This is a genomic window from Streptomyces sp. NPDC005722 (assembly GCF_040630935.1).
GTDB lineage: Bacteria > Actinomycetota > Actinomycetes > Streptomycetales > Streptomycetaceae > Actinacidiphila.
The window spans coordinates 23,945-42,659 of record NZ_JBEXYN010000051.1 but is presented as its reverse complement, the minus strand read 5'-3'; the positions used below and the strand labels follow the sequence as shown (position 1 = coordinate 42,659).

General features: G+C 75.2%; 15 protein-coding genes. 7 read left to right on the top strand and 8 right to left on the bottom strand.

Annotation, left to right across the window (positions count from 1 at the left end; translation table 11 throughout):
• Nucleotides 1-16: 16 nt before the first annotated feature.
• Nucleotides 17-1,186 (bottom strand): hypothetical protein, encoded by a 1,170-nt coding sequence (locus ABZ479_RS35900; RefSeq protein ID WP_500465465.1) that lies wholly within the window; start codon nucleotides 1,184-1,186, stop codon nucleotides 17-19.
• A gap of 256 nt (nucleotides 1,187-1,442) precedes the next feature.
• On the opposite strand from ABZ479_RS35900, the gene ABZ479_RS35895 reads away from it, so the two are divergent.
• Both ABZ479_RS35895 and ABZ479_RS35890 read left to right on the top strand, forming a co-directional pair.
• On the top strand, nucleotides 1,443-2,279 hold the full coding sequence (locus ABZ479_RS35895) for an NAD-dependent epimerase/dehydratase family protein (protein WP_500465464.1): 837 nt from the start codon (nucleotides 1,443-1,445) through the stop codon (nucleotides 2,277-2,279).
• Between the two features lie 49 nt (nucleotides 2,280-2,328).
• Nucleotides 2,329-2,595 carry a hypothetical protein gene (locus tag ABZ479_RS35890; RefSeq protein WP_500465463.1) on the top strand — a complete coding sequence of 89 codons (267 nt, stop codon included), beginning with the start codon at nucleotides 2,329-2,331 and terminating at the stop codon, nucleotides 2,593-2,595.
• 85 nt (nucleotides 2,596-2,680) lie between these two features.
• Here the strand turns inward: ABZ479_RS35890 and ABZ479_RS35885 are convergent, their stop codons facing one another.
• From ABZ479_RS35885 to ABZ479_RS35875, 3 genes are all read right to left on the bottom strand, one after another.
• On the bottom strand, nucleotides 2,681-3,640 hold the full coding sequence (locus ABZ479_RS35885) for a GNAT family N-acetyltransferase (protein WP_500465462.1): 960 nt from the start codon (nucleotides 3,638-3,640) through the stop codon (nucleotides 2,681-2,683).
• Between the two features lie 19 nt (nucleotides 3,641-3,659).
• Nucleotides 3,660-4,442, bottom strand: a complete 783-nt coding sequence (locus ABZ479_RS35880) for a class I SAM-dependent methyltransferase (protein ID WP_500465461.1) — start codon at nucleotides 4,440-4,442, stop codon at nucleotides 3,660-3,662.
• 80 nt (nucleotides 4,443-4,522) lie between these two features.
• On the bottom strand, nucleotides 4,523-5,065 hold the full coding sequence (locus tag ABZ479_RS35875; RefSeq protein ID WP_500465460.1) for a hypothetical protein: 543 nt from the start codon (nucleotides 5,063-5,065) through the stop codon (nucleotides 4,523-4,525).
• Nucleotides 5,066-5,497: 432 nt separating this feature from the next.
• On the opposite strand from ABZ479_RS35875, the gene ABZ479_RS35870 reads away from it, so the two are divergent.
• Together ABZ479_RS35870 and ABZ479_RS35865 are read left to right on the top strand one after the other, a co-directional pair.
• A complete protein-coding gene (locus ABZ479_RS35870) occupies nucleotides 5,498-6,373 on the top strand; it encodes a terpene synthase family protein (RefSeq protein ID WP_500465459.1) in 876 nt (291 codons plus the stop codon).
• Between the two features lie 63 nt (nucleotides 6,374-6,436).
• Nucleotides 6,437-9,085, top strand: a complete 2,649-nt coding sequence (locus ABZ479_RS35865; RefSeq protein ID WP_500465458.1) for a tetratricopeptide repeat protein — start codon at nucleotides 6,437-6,439, stop codon at nucleotides 9,083-9,085.
• A gap of 24 nt (nucleotides 9,086-9,109) precedes the next feature.
• On the opposite strand, the gene ABZ479_RS35860 is transcribed toward ABZ479_RS35865, so the two are convergent.
• Nucleotides 9,110-10,690 carry an aldehyde dehydrogenase (NADP(+)) gene (locus ABZ479_RS35860; RefSeq protein ID WP_500465457.1) on the bottom strand — a complete coding sequence of 527 codons (1,581 nt, stop codon included), beginning with the start codon at nucleotides 10,688-10,690 and terminating at the stop codon, nucleotides 9,110-9,112.
• Between the two features lies 1 nt (nucleotide 10,691).
• Nucleotides 10,692-11,321, bottom strand: a complete 630-nt coding sequence (locus ABZ479_RS35855) for a cysteine hydrolase family protein (RefSeq protein ID WP_500465456.1) — start codon at nucleotides 11,319-11,321, stop codon at nucleotides 10,692-10,694.
• A gap of 94 nt (nucleotides 11,322-11,415) precedes the next feature.
• Between ABZ479_RS35855 and ABZ479_RS35850 the strand changes: the two genes are divergently transcribed.
• Nucleotides 11,416-11,868: a lipocalin-like domain-containing protein gene (locus ABZ479_RS35850; protein ID WP_500465455.1), complete on the top strand. Its 453-nt coding sequence runs from the start codon at nucleotides 11,416-11,418 to the stop codon at nucleotides 11,866-11,868.
• Between the two features lie 43 nt (nucleotides 11,869-11,911).
• Here the strand turns inward: ABZ479_RS35850 and ABZ479_RS35845 are convergent, their stop codons facing one another.
• Entirely contained in the window at nucleotides 11,912-13,186 is a 1,275-nt protein-coding gene (locus ABZ479_RS35845; protein ID WP_500465454.1) for an MFS transporter, read from the bottom strand.
• Between the two features lie 250 nt (nucleotides 13,187-13,436).
• Here ABZ479_RS35845 and ABZ479_RS35840 point away from each other — a divergent pair, with 250 nt between their 5' ends.
• A complete protein-coding gene (locus ABZ479_RS35840; protein WP_500465453.1) occupies nucleotides 13,437-14,036 on the top strand; it encodes a TetR/AcrR family transcriptional regulator in 600 nt (199 codons plus the stop codon).
• Nucleotides 14,037-14,133: 97 nt separating this feature from the next.
• Nucleotides 14,134-16,884, top strand: a complete 2,751-nt coding sequence (locus ABZ479_RS35835) for an ATP-binding protein (RefSeq protein ID WP_500465452.1) — start codon at nucleotides 14,134-14,136, stop codon at nucleotides 16,882-16,884.
• 63 nt (nucleotides 16,885-16,947) lie between these two features.
• On the opposite strand, the gene ABZ479_RS35830 is transcribed toward ABZ479_RS35835, so the two are convergent.
• Nucleotides 16,948-18,495: a GMC family oxidoreductase gene (locus ABZ479_RS35830; RefSeq protein ID WP_500465451.1), complete on the bottom strand. Its 1,548-nt coding sequence runs from the start codon at nucleotides 18,493-18,495 to the stop codon at nucleotides 16,948-16,950.
• Nucleotides 18,496-18,715: the final 220 nt, after the last annotated feature.

Here is an 18,715-nt window from a genome sequence, read left to right as displayed (position 1 = left end):
GTGTCGGGCGCCCGTGTCAGGCGTCGGCGGTCTCGTTCGCCGGTCGGTCGGCGTCGGCGTCCGAGGCGGAGTCCGTACCGCCGTCCGCGTCGGCTGCGGTGGCGGTGTCCGCGTCACGCCGGGTGGGGACGGGAGCCGCCACGGCCTCGCCGGCCGCCTCCGCCGCGTCGTCGTCCACGCCGGCCGCAGTCGCCGGACGCGCCGCTGCCGCCGGAGCGGCGGACGACGCGGCGGACGACCCGGCGGGCGCCGCCAGGGGCACGGCGGGCGCCATGACGTCGAGCTGGGCGGGCCGGCGGTCGCGGCGGACGTCGCCGACGATGAGGGCGACCACCGCGGCCGAACCGACGAACTCCAGCAGGCTCTGCGAGGTGTCCACGGCCGTCACGGGCATCGTGCCGAACGCGTAACCCCACAGGTCCGTGAACGCCGACGGCATCATGAAGAGCGACAGGCCCACCGAGAAGCCCGGGGCGGTGGGCCGCCGCCGGGCCGCGAGCAGCATGCCGGCGCCGCACAGCACGGTCAGGCACACCCACTGGTACGGCGAGGGAACCGCGAGGATCGCCCGGCCGCTGCCCTTGCCGACGATCAGGTCGGTGAGCACCCCGGGGCCGACCTGAACGGCCGTCACGGCGTTGCGGCCGATGTAGAAGACGTTGAGCACGGCGAGCAGCAGGCCGGAGGCGGTGGCCGTCACCTTCACCGGGCGGACGCCGCCCGTCACCGCGTCCGAGGCGGCGGCCTCGTACTCCCTGTGCCGGGCCAGCAGCAGGAGCCCACCCAGGACGAGGGCGAGCACCACGGCGAGGACGGCCGTGCTGCCGACCGCGTTCAGCGAGGCGCCCTTCAGGGTGCCGAACCACGGGTCGGAGGGCGAGTCGAGCAGCAGGTACCAGACGGCGGGGAGGCGGAAGCCGAGGGTCACGGCGCAGGAGGTCATCAGCAGGCCGCCGGCGCCGCGGGTGCGGAACAGGGCGGCAAGACCGGCGCAGAGCTGCAGCGCGGCGAGGCCGAGGTCGAGCGAGGAGGTCGCCGACAGACCCGGCACCCACCCGGTGGTCCACAGCGACCACGCACCCGGCAGACCGCGGACAACGATGTCGTAGAGCAGCCAGGACGCCGTCTGCGCGAACAGCGCGAGGCTGAGCAGTGCCACCGCTATCCGCAGTTGATTGATGGACATCCCCGGACGGTTCATGGCGCGCTGTCCCCTCGACGGCCAAACGTGGTTGAGTTCACAACTATCCCAATGACGGTGCAGAGCATAAACGGTCACCCAGGTACCCGCGCCAATCCGCCCCCGGCGTGCCCACCTTGCGGAACCCGGTGGGAACGGCAGGCCAACGGGAAATGAATGACGGCCCATCAGGGCAATGCGGCGGGCCCCGTGGAATGATGCCGGAGCCGTGGAACGGCCAACCGAAAAAGGGGAGTTGGGCATGACGGCGAGGACGCTGGCGATCACGGGCGCGGCGGGCACCATCGGGTCCGTGGCGCGCGCGGCGCTGCGCGGGGAGACGGCAAGGCTGGTGCTGCTCGACCGGGTCCCGCTGGCCGTCGAAGCCCCGGGCGAGGAGGTCCACACGGTCGACCTGCGGGACGCCGGCGCCGTCCGGGCCGCCCTCGAGGGTGTCGACCTGATCCTGCACCTGGCCGGCATCCCCGACGAGGCCCCGCTCGCCGACCTGCTCGACGTCAACGTCCTGGGCACCCACCACGTGCTGGAGGCCGCCCGCCGGGGCGGTGCGCGGCGCGTGGTGCTGGCCGGCAGCAACCGCGTCACCGGCTTCTACCCCGCCGGGCACCTCACCGCCCCGGAGGAGCCGGTGCGCCCCGACGGCCTGTACGGGGTCAGCAAGGCGGCCGTCGAGGCGCTGGGACGGCTCTACGCCGACAAGTTCGGGCTCTCCGTCGTCTGCCTGCGCATCGGCAGCTTCGAGGCGGAGCCCGGCGAGTCACGGCACCTGGCGACCTGGCTCAGCCACCGCGACGCCCTCGGCTGGATCAGGGCCGCCCTCTTCGCGCCCCCCGGCGTCCGCTTCGCCACGGCCTACGCCGTCTCCGCCAACACCCGCCGCTTCTGGGAGCTCCCCGATCCCTCGGTGCTCGCCTACACCCCCGTCGACGACGCCGAGCGGCACGCCCCCCGCCTGACCGCCCCCGGCGACGCCGCACCGGACCCCGCGGCGCCCCAGGGCGGCCCGTACGCCCTCCCCGAGGTCACCCTCGAACACCTTCCGGACCGACCTGGGGGCGGAGCTGTCGGCGGCGCATGATGGGATGCCGGGGAACACCACCGCAGACGTCCCCGGGGAGAACACGCCGATGCCTCCGTACCCTTCGCTCACCCATGCCCTGGCGGACGCCTTGGTGGACCTCGCCTGGTTCGTCGAGGACACGGACGACGAGGTCATGGACCAGGACGACGCCCTGAAGGCCCTGGAGGGCGTGGCCGCCGTCTTCGACCGCATGCCGGAGGCCCAGCGGGCCGCGTTCCTCGACCTGCTGGGCGAGATGACGGCGGCCGAGGCCGACCCCCGGCGCCGCGCGTTCCTGGAGGACTTCCCCGAGGACTTCGGCCTGGTGGACTAGGACGTCCCCCGCCGTGTCGCGGGCCGGCGCGCGCCGTCGGGCGCCCGGCACGCGATGCGCGGGAGAGGGCCCGGCTCAGCCCGGCTCAGCCCGCCGCGAGCCGCGGGTCGAGGAGGCGGTGCAGCCGGTGGGCGACGGGACGGAAGCCGCGGCGCGGCCAGAACGCCGACGAGAGCGGGTTCGCCGCCCGCCAGTCCGTCACGCACACGCGGAACCCGCGCCGGGCCGCGTCCGCGAAGGCGTGCTCGGTGAGCCGGCGCCCGACCCCGCTGCCCCGGCACTCGGGAACGGTCGCGGCGAGGAGCAGTTCGACGGAACCGCGCGGTGCCGTCAGCGACACCTCGTCGTCGGGCACGGGCCGCATGACGCAGAAGCCCCTTACCCCCTCCGGCCCTTCGGCGAGCCAGTACGCCACGGCCGGGTCCGCCAGCAGCTCCGCGTGGCCCGGGCGCAGGCCCTCGTAGAAGGACGGCTCGACGAAGGCGAAGACCGGCGGGCCCGTGTGTGCGTCGGCGATCAGGCCGAACAGCGGTTCCAGCGCGGCGAGGTCCTTCGGCCCGGCGGCCCGTACGTCCTCGTGGAAGCGGCCCGCCCCGGCCGCCAGGTCCGTCACGGCGTGGACCTGCTCGTAGGCGAAGCACTGCGAGAGCCAGGCCGGCAGGTCGTCGGGGGCCGCGACGGCGTAGTGGTGCAGCCGCCCCTCGCGCAGCCACGGGCCGGACAGGCCCGCGTACAGCCCGCGCAGGACGCCCTCGTCGCGTGCGGCGTAGTGTCCGGGACCCGTCCACACGTGCCGTCCGCGGACGTCGTCGCCGGGCACGGCGAGGAGGTACCCGGCGGGCGTGCCGTCCGCCGTCTCCGCGACCGCGCCGCGGGCGCCCCGTTCCCAGGCGTCCCGCAGCAGGGCCGCGCAGGCGGCCGGTTCGGCGGAACCGGGGCCGAGTGCCGCTTCGCGGGCGAGGTCGCGACGGTGGCGGGCGGCGAGGAGGCCGGCCGCGGCGTCGAGGTCGGACGCCGCGAACGGCCTGGTCGTCGGTGCGTTCACCGGTGTCTGCTTCCCGTGGTCAGCCCTTGCGGGCCTCGATCAGATAGCGCTGCGAGTACGCCACGAAGGGTCCGTGCCGTTCCATGAAGCCGTGCAGCTCGGCGAGCCGCTCGCGGTAGGCGTCCACCGTGAAGCCCGGCACGATCCAGATGACCTTGCGCAGGAAGTGGACCACGGCGGCGATGTCGTGGAACTCCATGCGCAGTGCCTCCTGGCGCAGGTCCACGACCTCCAGGCCCGCGGCCTCGGCGCGGGCGGCGGCCTCCACCGGGCTGGAGCCGGCGGTGGTCGTGAAGGGGTCAGGGGTCGCGTGCGCGGCGACCGGCCGCGGCCCCATCAGGTAGTCCGTCAGCTCGCGCACCGAGCCGGCGCCGACCTGCTGGGACAGGTAGGTGCCTCCGGGGCGCAGCACCCGGCGCACCTCGTCCCAGCGGGTCACCACCGGGTGGCGGCTCACGACGAGGTCGAAGCGGCCGTCGGGGAAGGGGAGGTCGGCCGAGTCCCCGGCCTCCACGACGGTGGCACCGAAGGGCGCCAGGTTGCGGCGGGCGATCTCCAGGTTGGGCGGCCACGACTCCGTGGCCGCGACCACCGGCGGGGCGGTGGGCACGGTCGACAGGACCTCGCCGCCGCCGGTCTGGATGTCGAGCACGGCCCCGGCCCGCGCGGCCCGCTCGGCGAGCAGCCGGGCGTAGCCCCAGGACGGGCGCTGCTCGGTGGCGCGGCCGGTGAACCAGGAGAAGTCCCAGCCCTCGGTCGGGACGGCCTCCCCCTCTGCGAGGAGATCACGGAACGTGGACATGGGCGCGAGGATGGCAGACGCACCCGACGCGGCGCACCCGTATTACGCCCGCGCCCGCCGTCCCGTGTCGCCCCGGGGCGTCAGCAGCCGCTCGCCAGAGGGGTGAAGGACATCGGGGTGCCCTCCTCGGAGCCGGCGGCCGTGCGATAGGTGGCGGAGTCGACCTCGTACCAGACGTCGTCGCGGGTGCGGTCGCCGCCGACGTCGTCCAGCTCCACGCACCAGCGCTCCGCCGACACCACGCGGCTGTAGGACTCGGTGCCCTGCTGGACCTTCCGGCAGTCCTTGTAGTGCTCGGTGGTGTACCAGGTCCGGGTCGACTTGCGCTTGCCGGAACCGCTCGAGGACGTGTGCCGCACCTGCCGGGTCCGGTCGGTGCACCGCTGCACCATGTGCGGGCGCCGCCCGGTGGTCGTCCTGCGCGCCACGTGCCGGTGGTCGTCCAGCCTCCCCGTCACGGGCGGGTCCGCCTTCGCGACCGCGGTGGGCGTCCCGGCGGAAGCGGCGGCCGACGGCCTGGATCCGGCCACGGCGGCCGAGTCCGGGCTTCCGCAGGCGCCCAGCAGGGCGGCCAGGAGCGCGGCGGCCACGGCGGCGGAGTACGGGCGGCGTTGTCTGTGCACTTCTCTCCTCGATGAAGGTGACGGTGGACATGGAGGTGAACGGTGATGTGGACGTGGATTCGACGTGAAGGAGCGACGGACGTCCGGTGTCCGCCCGGATCATGACGCGACGGGGACGGAAAGGGTTCCCGCCTCATTCGCCCGACTGTGACGGTGTTCTGACGCCGCGTGCCCGTTCGTGGCGTCCGATGTCCGGACGCGGGGTAGGAACCGGGACGGGGATGGCTGGAACTCGTCGTCCTCGCCCGGGTCGCCGACGGCCCGGGAAGGGGGGTCTCGGTGGGCAAGACGTCTGTGTTCGTCCGTGTCGACGGTCCGGGAGGACGGGCCGCGCACAGCCGTGGGACGGTACGGGAGCGGGCCGGGGGGCCCGTCCACGTACCGGGCCCGTCACGGCTCAATCCCGCCCTGGGGCAGGTGGAGCCGCAGGTCATGGCGTGGGCCCGGAGCGCCGGCCTGCTCTCGGCGCCGACCTCGGGTCAGGCCGGCCGGGAACGGCAGGTCGCCATGGCCGGGCACGTGTGGCCGTGGGCGGCCCCGGCCCGGCTGACGGAGCTGGCCCGGCTGACGCTGTGGATGTTCGCCGTCGACGACGACAGCGACACCGGCCCGGTCACGGGGACCGGCGGCCGACTCGACGCCATGGCACGTGCCGTCGGCGGCTGGGCGCGCGCCGTACCAGCGTCGGCGCCGCCGGCCGTCCGCGTCCTCGCGGAGGTGGTGCCGCGCGTGACCGCCGTCATGGGGCCCGCCTGGGGCGACCGCTTCCGCCGCCACCTGGCCGCCTGGATCCGTACCAACCAGGACTCGATCCGGATCCGGGCCGGCCACGAGGTGCCCACCCCCGAGGCGTACGTCGCCTGGCGGCGGGTCTCCGGTGCGACCGGCTGGTGCTTCGACCTCATCGAGTACGCCCAGGAGTCGGAACTGCCCGCGGCGGTCTGGTACTCGCCGGCCTGCCGCGCGCTGCGCGAGGCCGCCGCCGACGTCATCGGCTGGACCAACGACCTGTTCTCGGTGGAGAAGGAGCTGCGCTCGGGGGAGAGCACCAACCTGGTCCTCGTCCTGCGCCGGCACCACGGCCTGACGCTGGACGAGGCCGTCGAGGAGACGCGGCTGTGGCACGCCCGCAGCGTCGCCGCGCTGCGCACCGCGACGCGCGACCTGTACGCCACCGCCCTCGCGGGCGACCTCAGCCCGGCCCAACTCGCGGCGGTCTGCCAGTACGCGGACGGCGTCCACGCCTGGGCCCGCGGTTTCCTCGACTTCTCGTACGCCTCCGACCGTTACCGCGCCCCGGGGGGATAGCCCGCGGCGCCACCGGGAATGCACCACGGCAGGGAAGTACCGGGGGAACGGGGGGAGTACGCGATGGCTGCCGGGAGGGGCCGCACCGCGGGCGCGGCGGGCTGGCTGCTCAGGATGCTCGCGGGGCTGGCCCGGCCCGCGCTGACCGTGCTGCTCGGCCCGCCGGGCGCGGTGGCCGGGGCGGCGACCGAGACCGCGGCCGCCTCGGGAGGCCGGGCGCTGGAGCAGACGGCCGGCCGCCGGCGCGCACTGCCCGGCCTGCTGCGGATCTCCCGGCGCGGCACGGCCCCGCTGGTCGCGGACGTGGCCGACCCCATCGGCCTCGGCGTCCACCCGGCCGCGCCGGGCGGCGGCGGGACGGCGGGCTTCGGCCGCGTCCCGGTGTTCGTCGGCCGTGACGCGATGCCGCAGGCGGAGGCGGTGCTGAGCGGCGGCCGGGGCTTCCTGCTGCTGGTGGGGGACTCCACGGCGGGCAAGACCCGCCTGGCGTACGAGGTGGTGCGCAAGCACTTCCCGCGCCACCGGCTGGTCGTCCCGGACAGCCGCGAGGCGATGGTCGCGCTCGTCGACCCGGTGTCCCGGTGGCACCGGGCCGTGGTGTGGCTGGACGACCTGGAGAACTACCTCGGCGCGGGCGGGCTGACGGCAGGTCATGTGCAGCGGCTGCTCGACGCCGGATCGGGCCGGGTGGCCGTGGTGGCGACCATGAGCGCCCGCCAGCACATCCGCTTCGGCGCCCGCTCCGCCGCCGACGACGAGCCCGGCGGCGACGTCCTGCGCTCGGGCCGCGAGGTGCTGCGGCTGGCCTCCGTCGTCCGGGTCGACCGCACCTGGAGCGAGGCGGAGCTGGCCCGGGCCCAGCACCACACCGACGACCCGAGGATCAGGGCCGCCGTCAACGGCGCCCGGACCGGCAGCCGCGGGGTGGCCGAGTACCTCGCCGCGGCGCCCCAGTTGCTCGACGACTTCCGCAACGCCTGGGCGGCCGGGGCCCGCCCGCGGGCCGCCGCCCTGGTGGCCGGTGCCGTGGACGCGCGGCGCGCCGGGCACCACCGGCCGCTGCCGGAGGACGTCCTGCGCCGCCTCCACGAGATCCACCTCGAACTGCACGGCGGCAGCAGCCTCCGGCCGGAGTCCTGGGAGGAGGCGCTGAGCTGGGCCACCGACCCCCTGCACGCCACCTCCAGCCTCCTGCTGCCCCGCGACGACGGCGCCTACCTCGCCTTCGACTACCTGCACCAGACGCTGGACGAGCAGGTGCCCCCGCCGCGCATCCCGGACGAGGTGTGGGAGATCCTCATCGACCACGCGGACCCGGTACGCGCCCTGGACATCGGCGCGACCGCCTACCAGCGCGGCGACCTGCACCACGCCATGGCCGCCTTCGACAAGGCCGGCGCCGACCCCGGTCAGCTGCCGCGTCAGTGGTACGCCACCTGCGTGGGGGAGGCGGGCGACCCGCGGCGCGCCGCGGACCTCTACCGCGAACTGGTCGAGGAGGCCGAAGGACGCGGCGGCCCCGACGCCAAGGAGACGCTGGAGAACCGCAACTCCCACGCACGATACCGGGGCATGGCCGGCCACCCCGCGGAGGCCGTCGGCCTGCTGCGCGGTGTCATCGCGGACCGTACGCGTATGCTCGGCCGCGACCACTCCCACACCCTCAACAGCCGCAACAACCTCGCGCTGTTCCTCGGCGAGACGGGACGGCTCGACGAGGCGGTCGCCGAGTTCCAGTCCGTGCTCGCCGACCGGACCCGTCTGCTGGGCGCGGACCATCCGCACACCCTCAGCAGCCGCTACGGCTACGCCTACCTGCTCGGCGACGCCGGCCGCCCGGGACAGGCCGCCCGGCTCTTCGACAGCCTGGTCGCCGACCGGACCCGGACGCAGGGTCCGTACCACCCCTACACCCTCAACAACCGCCGCCATCACGCCCACTTCCTCGGCGAGGCTGGGCACGCCGCGCGGGCCGCGGGGCTCTTCGAGGAACTCCTGCAGGACTGCCTGAAGGTCCTCGACCCGCTCCACCCGGACACCCTCGCCGTCCGCCACGGCCGGGCCCGGTTCCTGGGCGAGGCAGGCGACCCCGGCCGCGCGGCGGCCCTGCTCGACGCCCTGATCCAGGACGGCCGCGGAGCCGGCGCCCACGGCCCGGACAGCCCCATCCCGCTGCTCTGGCGGCGTTACCAGGCGGTCTTCCTCAGCGAGGCCGGGGCGGCGGAGGAGGCCGTACGGCTCCTGGAGGCGCTGCTGACCGAGAGCGGTCAGATCCTCGACGCCGGTCACCCGCAGCTGTTCGCGGTCCGCGCCGCGCACGCCCGCTGCGTCCTGCGGGCGGGCCGCACGGCCGAGGCCGCCGACCGCTGCGAGCGGCTCGTCGACGACTGCCGCGAGCGGCTGGGCGAGGACCACCCGCAGACGCTCACCGCCCGCGGCGGCCACGCCCGCTGCCTGGCCGCCGCCGGCCGCCACGGGGAGGCGGCGGCGCTGCTGGAGATCCTCGTCCAGGACCGCACCCGCGTCCTCGGCGACGACCATCCCTCCACCCTCAACAGCCGCAACGCCCACGCCTGTTCGGTGGGCGCGTCGGGCGACGCCGCGCGCGCCGCCCGGCTGCTGCGCCAGGTCCTCCAGGACCGCGTGCGTCACCTCGGCGACGAGCACCCCTGGATCGCCAGGACCCGGGAGGAGCTGGCCCGCTTCCCGTGACCGCGCCGCGCGCCCGGCGCACGGTCAGTCGCGGGTGACGCGCCCGTCCACCAGCCGCCACAGCCCGAGCGGGTTGTCCGGGGCCAGCGCCTCGGGGAGCAGGGCGTCCGGGAAGCCCTGGTAGGTGACGGGCCGCAGGAAGCGCTCGATCGCGCTCATGCCGACGGAGGTGAACCGGCTGTCGGTGGTCGCCGGGAACGGGCCGCCGTGGACGGTGGCGTGGCCGACCTCCTGCGGGTGGGCGAAGGCGTTCACCACGATCCGGCCGGTACGGCGCTCGAGGACCGGCAGCAGGCGGGCGGCCTGCGGATGGTCCTCCTCCTCGAGGTGCATCGTCGCCGACAGCTGGCCGCGGAAGCTCCGGGCCACCTCGGTCATCTGCTCCGTGCCGCTCAGCCGGACGAGGAGCGCGGCCGGCCCGAAGACCTCCTCGGCCAGCGCGGGTTCGGCCAGGAACCGGTCCCCGTCGACCTCGAGCAGCTGCGCGTGGCCCTCGTAGGCGCCTTCCGGCTCCGGGCCCACCGCCACGGTCGCGGCACCCGAGTCGCGCAGGCGCTGCGCCCCGCGGCCGTACGCGTCGTGGATGCCGGGGGTGAGCATCGTCCGCGCGCCCATGGCGCTCACCCGTGCCGCGGCCGCCTCGCGCATCTCCGCGTACCCCGGGCCGTCGACGGCCAGCAGCACGGCCGGCTTCAGGCAGGCCTGGCCGACGTTCACGAGCATGCGCTCGGCGAAGCCGTCGCCGATCTCGCCGCCGCGCGCCGCCAGGGCCGCGGGGAGGACGAAGGTCGGGTTGACGCTGGTCATCTCGGCGAAGACCGGGATCGGGTCGGGACGCAGTTGCGCCCGCCGGTACAGGGCCATGCCGCCGCCCTCGGAGCCGGTGAAGGTGACCGCCTTGACCAGCGGGTGGTCCACCAGGGCCTCGCCGATCGCGTTGCCGGCTCCGCGGACCATCGAGAACACGCCCTCGTGCAGCCCGGAGTCGGCGACGGCGCCCTGGATGACGCGCCCCTGCAGCTCCGAGGCGCCGGGGTGGGCGTTGTGGGCCTTGAGGATCACCGGGCAGCCCGCGGCGAGTGCGGCGGCGGTGTCGCCGCCCGCGACCGAGTACGAGATCGGGAAGTTGCTGGCGCCGAAGACCGCCACCGGACCGATCGCGATCCTCTGCATGCGGTGGTCCGTGCGCGGCCTCGGCCGGCGTTCCGGCTGGGCCGGGTCGACGGCGGCCTGCCGGAAGCGGCCCTGCCGGACCACGTCGGCGAACTGCCGGAACTGTCCGGCGGACTTGACGGCCTCCGCCTCCAGCTGTGCGGCCGGCAGGCCCGTCTCCAGGGCCGCCCGCTCGGCCAGTTCGCCCTTGATCCCCTCCAGCCGGTCCGCGATGAGTTCGAGGAACGCGGCGCGCTCCGCGAGGCCGGTGCGGTTGTAGCTGTCGTATGCCTCGTCGGCCAGTCGCGCCGCGCGGTCGACCTCGGCCGCCCCGCCGAGGGCGAACTCCGGTCCGAGCGGTTCGCCGGTCGCCGGGTCGAGCGCCTTCATCGTGCCCTCGGACGCGGGGACGGACGACGCGCCTATGAGCATCTCTCCGGTCAGTCGTCGCATGTCAGTGGTCTCCGTTCCCCAGGGTCTTCAGCAGGTCGGCGGTGGTGGTGATGGAGTGGGCGTAGGTGGGGCCGTTGAGCTCGTGGGCGGCGTGCATCATCTCGGGGCGGTAGGCCGCGGTGGCGTCGCGGACGAGCGTGACGTGGTAGCCGAGCTCCATGGCGTAGCGGCCGGTGGACTCGATGCAGGTGTTGGCGAGCAGCCCGACGACGACCACGTGCGTGATGCCCTGCTGCTTGAGCCGGAAGTCCAGGTCGGTGTTGGCGAACCCGCTCTGCGACCAGTGCTCCTGGACGACCACGTCCCCCTCTGCGGGCCGGAAGTCGGGGTGGAACTCGCCGCCCCAGGTGCCCAGGGCGAAGGTGTGCCGCTCCTGGATGAGGCGGTGCGTGGGGTTGGGGTGCCGCCAGTCCTCGTAGTCGCCCTCCTGCCAGCGGCGGTGGGGGACGAAGAAGACCCTGTGGCCCGCGGCGCGCCCCGCGCCGACGACGGCGCGGAGGTTGCCGAGCAGGCCGACCTCGGTGGCGACGGGCTCCAGCACGGGCCAGACCTTGCCGCCCTCGGACAGGAAGTCGTTGTAGGGGTCGACCAGCAGGATCGCCGTGCGCGTGGGGTCGTAGGTGTCGGTCATGACGGGTCCCTTCCAAACTGGATTATTTGCATCATCCTCATTCAGGATTACTCTCGTCATCCTGGAAGTCAAGGAACGACGGCGAGGTACCGAGATGGCCCCTGACGAACTGCGCGCATCCCTGACCGGCGGCTGGCGCCTGGTGTCCTACGAGGCCACCGACGTCGTGACCGGAGAGGTCGTCGAGCCCTTCGGGCCGCGGCCCCGGGGCCTGCTCACCTACGGGCCGGACGGGTGCATGGCGGCCCAGATCATGCGGGCCGGGCGCCCGGAGTTCCGCCACGGGCGGCTGGAGGAGGGGCTGCCCGGGGAACTGGCCGCGGCGGCCGCGGGCTACCTCGCGTACGCCGGCACCTTCGAGGTCCCGGCGGCGGACACGGTCGTGCACCACGTCGAGATGAGCCTGTTCCCCAACTGGGTGGGGGGCTCCCAGAAGCGGATCGCGGACCTCGCCGGACGCCGGCTGCGGCTGAGCCTGCCCGGCCCCGGCAGGATCTGGGGCGCGATCCGCACGGGCGTCCTGACCTGGGAGCGCGCGGGACGGTAGCGGCCGTCCCCGGCGCGCGACCCCGTCCGCGTGCGGGAGGCGACTACGTGCGTACGGCGGGAGCCGCGGCGCTGTCCGCGTCCGTCCCGCCGGGCCGGGCGTCGTCACCCCGGCGGGTGCCGGTACGGCGGGCGCGCAGGCCGTACCGGGCGAGCGTCAGGCCCGCGAGGAGCAGGAAGCCCAGACCGCCCGCCACCACGCCGTGCCAGCCGCGGGCTGAGAAGAGCACGCCGGCGACGGCCGAACCGACGGCGCCGCCGGCGAAGACCGCGAACATGTACACCGTGTTGAGCCGTCCCCGGATCGCCGGTGCCGCGGTGAAGATGCGGGCCTGGTTGGCTATCTGGCCGCTGGTCACCCCGTAGCCGAGGAGGTTGCAGCCGACGGCGAGGACGACGAGCGACCGTCCCGCGGCCCCGAAGAGGACGAAGGCCGCCACCCCCGAGACGACGGAGAGGGTGTTGACCGCGAGCGGGCCCCAGTGGTCGGTGAGGCGTCCCGAGTAGCGGGCGGCGAGTGCGCCCGGAACGCTGCACAGGCCGAAGAGGCCGACCACGGCCGGGCCCAGCCCGATCGGCGGTGCGGTGAGGTGGAAGGCGAGCGTGGACCAGAAGGCGGAGAAGGAGGCGAAGAGCGTCGCGCCCAGCGCGGCCGACAGGCGCAAGGGGGCGTGGTCCACGAGCAACCGGGGGAGCGAGGCCAGCAGCCGCCCGTAGCCGCCGGAGGCCGCGGCCCCGTCGGGCCGCCCGGCCGGCATGTAGCGGGGGAGGACCAGCAGCAGTGCGGCCGTGGCCGCCGCCGCGACCAGGAAGCCGGCCCGCCAGGTGCCCGCGGCCTCCGCGATGAGCCCGGAGGCGGTGCGCGAGAGCAGCGCGCCCATCGTCAGCCCCGTGCCGACCGCCCCGAGGACCCGTCCGGCCTGGCCCGGGGCGGCCATGGACGCGACGGTCGGCATGATCACCTGCGGGAGCACCGTGCTCGCCGACAGGACGAGGGTCGCCATGCCCAGCAGGGCGACGGACGGCGCCGCGGCACCGGCGAGGAGCGCGAGGGCGGTCACCGCCAGCAGGACCCGGGACAGCCGGCGCAGCCGGGCCCGGTCGGCGAGCGGGACGACGGCCACGATGCCCAGCGCGTAGCCGATCTGCCCCGCCGTGGCCACGAGGCCCGCGGCGGAGGCGGAGATGCCGAAGCCCCGGGCGATCTGGTCCAGGAGGGGCTGGGTGAAGTAGATGTTGGCGACCGTGATCGCCGTCGCCGTGGCGAAGACGGGGAGGGTTCCCCGCTTGACGTCCGGCCGGGTTGCTGCGGTGGTCATGGGTCCTCGCGGAGGGTTCGCGGGCGGGAGGGGAGCGGTGGCGGGGCCTGCTCCGGTGGAGGCCCGCGCCGGATGCGCTCCCGGATGATTGACGTCATCCTCACAAACAGGATGATGCGTGTCATCCTGCATGTCAAAGGTCCGCGCGAGGCCCCGGGTGTGGCCTCCGGGGTGTCCCGGTGGGGCGGTGTATGATGTCCGTCATCCACATGGGTCGGCCCGGTCCGACGTACACCCGGGAGGTCAGGCGATGGGTCACTCGCAGGCAGCGAAGGCCGAGTCGCGTGAGAAGGTCCTGCGGATCGCCGCCCGCCGGATCCGCGAGGAGGGCATGGCGCGCCCCGGAGTCGCGGACCTCATGCAGGAGGCCGGGCTCACCCACGGCGGCTTCTACAAGCACTTCACGTCGCGCGACGACCTGATCGGCCAGGCCGCCGCGCTGGCCCTGGCCGACGGCGAGGACAAGATGGCCGCGGCCGCCCGGAGGGACCCCGAGGCGCCCCGTTCGGGCCTCATCGACGCCTACCTCAGCGCCCGCCACCGGGACGCCCCCGGTACCGGCTGCGCCCTGGTGACCCTGGGCGCCGCCGCCGGTCGCGGCGACGAGGCGCTGAAGCAGGCCTACGAGCAGCAGGTCCGCAACTACCTCGAACTCATCGGCGAGGCGGCGCAGGGCGACGACCCCGAAGCCGCCCGGGCCGACGCCATGGTCACCCTCAGCGCCCTCGTCGGCGCGATGCTGATCTCGCGCGCGGTCGCCGACCCCGGGTTCTCCGACGAGATCCTGACCGCGGTCGCCGGACGTCTGAAGGACGCGGACGCGCCCGCGCCGGCACCGGCCGAGGTCTGACCGCACCCCCCACCCCGGCGGCCCGGTGGGAATGAACCCTTTCATCCCCTTGTACGGTGGTGAGGGTACGAGTACCGGGAAGCCGCGAGGGCGGACCATGGCGACACGGATCCCCTCCCTGGTCGGCCGGCAGGCCGAGACCGAGGCGATCGAGGCCCTACTGCGCCCCGTGGACGGCCACGGCGGCGCATTGGTGCTGCGGGGCGAGGTCGGGATCGGCAAGACCACGCTGCTGGCCCTCGCCCAGGTCCGGGCGGCCGAGCAGGGACGGCGGGTGCTCGCCCTGGCCGGTGTGCAGGCCGAGTCCCACCTGCCGTTCGCGGGGCTCCACCAACTGCTGCGCCCGGTGCTCCAGGACACCGGCCGCCTCCCCGGGCAGCAGCGCGAGACGCTGCTGGCCGCGGTCGGCCTGCGCGACGGCGGCAGCCCCGAGCCCTTCCGCATCGCCCTCGCCGTGCTCGACCTCCTCGCGGAGTGCGCCGCCGACCGGCCGCTGCTCCTGCTCGTCGACGACGTCCAGTGGCTCGACCGGTCCACCAGCGACCTGCTCGCCTTCGTCGCCCGCCGGCTGTCCTCGGACCCCGTCGTGCTGCTGGCCGCCGCCACCCAGGGGGAGACGGAGCCGCCGCTGTGGGAAGGGGTCGGGGAACTGACGGTGAGCCGGCTCGACGCCGACCACGCCGCGCGGCTGCTGGACGCCGGCGCTCCGGCGCTCGCCCCCTTCGTCCGCGCACGGCTGCTGGAGGAGGCCGACGGCAACCCGCTGGCCCTGGTCGAACTCCCCCTGGCCGCCGGGGGGCTGGAGTCCGTCGCGGTCATCCCGCGCTGGCTGCCGCTGACCGTCAATCTGCAACGCGCCTTCGAGTCCCGCATCCTGGACCTGCCGGAGACGACCCGCACCCTGCTGCTGGCCGCCGCCCTCGACACCGAGGGGGCCACCGGTGACGTCCTGGCCGCCGCCGCCACCGTGACCGGCGGCCCCGTCACCGTCGACGGCCTCGAACCGGCCGCGGACGCCGGGCTCGTCCGCGCCGACCGGGACACCGTGCGCTTCCGGCATCCCCTGGTACGCTCCGCGATCCACCAGGCCGCCTCCGTCACGCAGCGCAACGCCGTGCACGCCGCGCTCGCCACGGTCCACGCCGCCCGGCCCGACCGCGCCGTGTGGCACCTGGCCGCGTCCACCGTTCCCCCGGACGGGGCCGTCGCCGAGGGCCTGGAACGGTGCGGGGAACGGGCGCTGCGGCGGGGCGCCGTCGTCGCGGCCGTGCACGCCTTCGAGCACGCCGCCGCCTTCGCCGACGCCGGCCGTCAGGCCGACCTCGTGCTGCGCAGCGCGGAGTTGGCCGTCGGCCTCGGCCGCCGCGACCTCGTCCACCGCCTGGTGAGCATCACCGAGCGGCTGGAGCTGACGCCCAAGGACACCGCCCGCCTGCTGTGGATCTCGGAGTCCCTGATCATCTGCGGAGGACGGGAGCCGGTCGCCGTGCGCACGCTGCTCCGCACCGCCGAACGCATGCGCGCCGACGGCGAGACGGCCCTGTCGGTCCGGCTCACGGGTGCCGCCGCCGTCCACCTCTACCGCGGCAACGAGGAGTCCGCGCTGCACGAGGAGGTCCTGCGCGCCGCCGACCGGCTGGCCGCGGAACGGGACGGCCGCTGCGACACGGCGTGCGCCGCCATGCTGCTGATAGCCGCGCACGCCGCGCCCGTCGAGCGCGCCGCCGCGGTGCTGGACGCCGCCCGTGCCGTTGCCGACCGGACGGACGACTCCGCGGCGCTGCACACCACGGCCCGCGCGCTGTGGTGCGTCGGGGCGCCGGAACGCGCGGACCCCTTCCTCACCGCCGCCGTCGAACGCCTCCGCCACCAGGGGCGGCTGGCGTCGCTCGCGGAGGCGCTGGCCCTGCGCGCCTCGGGACGCGCGGCCACGGGCCGCTGCGATCCGGCACGCCTGGACGCGGACGAGGCGCGCAGGCTCGCCCGGGAGACCGGCCAGCCCGAATGGGAGGCCACCGCGCTCACCGTGCTCGGCTGCGTCGCCGCCCTGCGCGACGACGCGGCGACCGCCCACCGGCTGATCGGGCAGGCCCGGACGATCGCCGTCCGCCTGAACTCGCCCCTCCTGCACGCGACGGTGCGCATGGCCCGCGGCACGGCGCTGTCCTGTAGTGGTGAACACGCCGAGGCCTACGCCCAGTTGCGGTGGCTGGCCGACCCCGCCGACGCCGGGCACCATGTGATGACGGCCCTGTGGACGGTGGGCGACCTCGCCGAGGCCGCCGCCCACTGCGGCGAGAAGGACGAAGCGCGAGCGGTGCTGGAACGTCTCGCACCGCTGGCCGGCCGGACGCCCGCGGCCCGCGTGCGGCTGGCCGCCCGTCACGCCCGGGCGGTGCTGGCCCACGGGGACGAGGGCGAGGCCGCCTTCGCCTCCGCCCTGGACGCCGACCTCGCGGGCTGGTCCCTGGAACGGGCGCGTCTGCGGCTCGCGTACGGCGAGTGGCTGCGCAGGCAGCGCCGCGTGCTGGAGTCCCGGGCCCCGCTGAGGGCCGCCCGGGACGCCTTCGACGACCTGGGCGCGGCGGCGTGGAGCCGGCGGGCGCGGCAGGAGCTGGAGGCCACCGGCGAGACCACCCGGCAGCGCTCGCCCCGCGCCGCCGACCGGCTCACCCCGCAGGAACTGCAGATCGCGATGCTGGCCGCCGAAGGGCTGTCCAACAAGGAGATCGGCGCGCGGCTCTACGTCTCCCACCGCACCGTCAGCACCCACATGTCGCGGATCTTCCCCAAGCTCGGCGTCACCTCACGCAGCCAGCTGGCCCGCTTCTTCCCCCCGGGGTCCTGAGCGCCGGGGTCCTGAGCGCCGGGGACTCCGAGCCACCGGGGCCGAACCCGGCGGCCGCACGGATCACGCGGCGGCACGTTCCGCCGCGCCGCCGGCACCGTCCTCCGTCTCGCCCCTGATGAGGTCGGCCGCCCGTTCTGCGACGGCCAGCACGGTCGCGTTCGGGTGCGCCGACACCGGGGACGGCATCACGGAGGCGTCAGCGACCCGCAGCCCCGACACACCGTTCACCCGGAGCTCCGGATCGACGACGGCGTGGTCGTCGGACCCCATGCGGCAGGTGCCGCCCGGGTGGAAGAAGCTGCCGACGCTGCGCCGCACGTAGTCCTCCAGGAGCCCGTGGCTGAAGGCGGTCGGCCCCGGCAGGACCTCCTCCTTGCGCCACACGTTCAGCACCTGCTCGCTGCCGATCTCCTGGGCCATGCGCACCCCCCTGATCAGGCGCTCGACGTCGGAACGCGAGGAGAGGAAGTTCGGGTCGACCAGCGGCGCGCTGCGGGGGTCCGCCCCGGCCAGGCGGACCGAGCCGCGGCTGCGCGGCGTCATCAGGCCCACCACGAAGCTGTAGCCGTTCTCCGCGCCCCCCAGCGTCGGCGGCACATAGGGCGCGCACAGGAACAGCAGCTGGATGTCGGGGGCGGTGTCCGCGTGCGTGCTGCACAGCGCGGCGGCGGCGTCGAACGCGGGCCCCGTCGGGGCGGGTACCTCGCGGGAGGCGGAGAAGTTGACGACGGTGACCGGATGGTCGTGCAGATTGCCGCCGACCTCGCGGAGGTCCGCCTCGACGCCGATGCCGTGCGTCCGCAGTTCGTCGGCGGGGCCGATCCCCGACAGCATGAGCAGGTGCGGTGAACCGACCGCACCGGCGGCGAGGACGACCTCGCGCTCCGCCCCCGCCCGTTCGACGACGCCGTCGCGGCGGTACTCCACGCCCGTGCACTGCCCGTGGTGCACCAGCAGCCGGTGCACCTGCGCCCCGGTGACCACGGTCAGGCCCGGCCGGTGCAGCACCGGCCGCAGATAGGCGTCGGCGGCGCTCTGCAGGGCCCCGTCGACGATGTTCAGGTCCACCCAGCCGCCGCCCTGCTGGTGACGGCCGTTGAGGTCGGTGCTGATGGGGTGCCCCGCCGCCTGGACGGCGCTCAGGCACGCCGGGGACAGCGGGTGGACCCGGTGCGGAGGCGCCACCCGCATGGGCCCCTCGGTGCCGCGGAACGCCGGGTCACGGCCCGCCGCCCGCTCGCTGCGCCGCAGATAGGGCAGCAGGGTGTCGAAGTTCCAGCCGGTCGCGCCCGCCCGCTCCCACGCGTCGTAGCCGGTCCGGTGCCCCCGCAGGTGGACCATGGCGTTGATGGTGCTCGATCCGCCGAGCGCCTTCCCGCGCGGGTACGGCAGCACGGCACGGCCCGCCCCGCGCTGCGCCACCGTCCGGTCGCCCCAGTCCATGCCGCTGCCGACCGAGCGCGTCCACCACGCGGACGAGCCCGCCGCGGCCCGGGCCGGCCCCGCCTCCAGCAGCAGCACCCGGAACCGTCCGTCCTCCGAGAGACGCGCGGCGAGCACGCACCCCGCGCTCCCGCCACCGACGACGATGTAGTCGTAAGCCGTCATCGCAGACCTCCGTGTCGACGCGTCCGCGGTCGCCCGGTCCCCGGCCGCGGACACAGCAAAAACTAGGGCGAAACCCGCCGAAAGGCGTCCGTCAAGCTACGTAACGGCGCTCCGCGGGGCGCCCCGCCATCCGTACCGCCGTACGTCATCGGCGCACGCTTCGCGCCCCGCCATGGGCCCTGGCCGCAGGGATCTGCCGGTTACATCCCCTGTGCCCGGT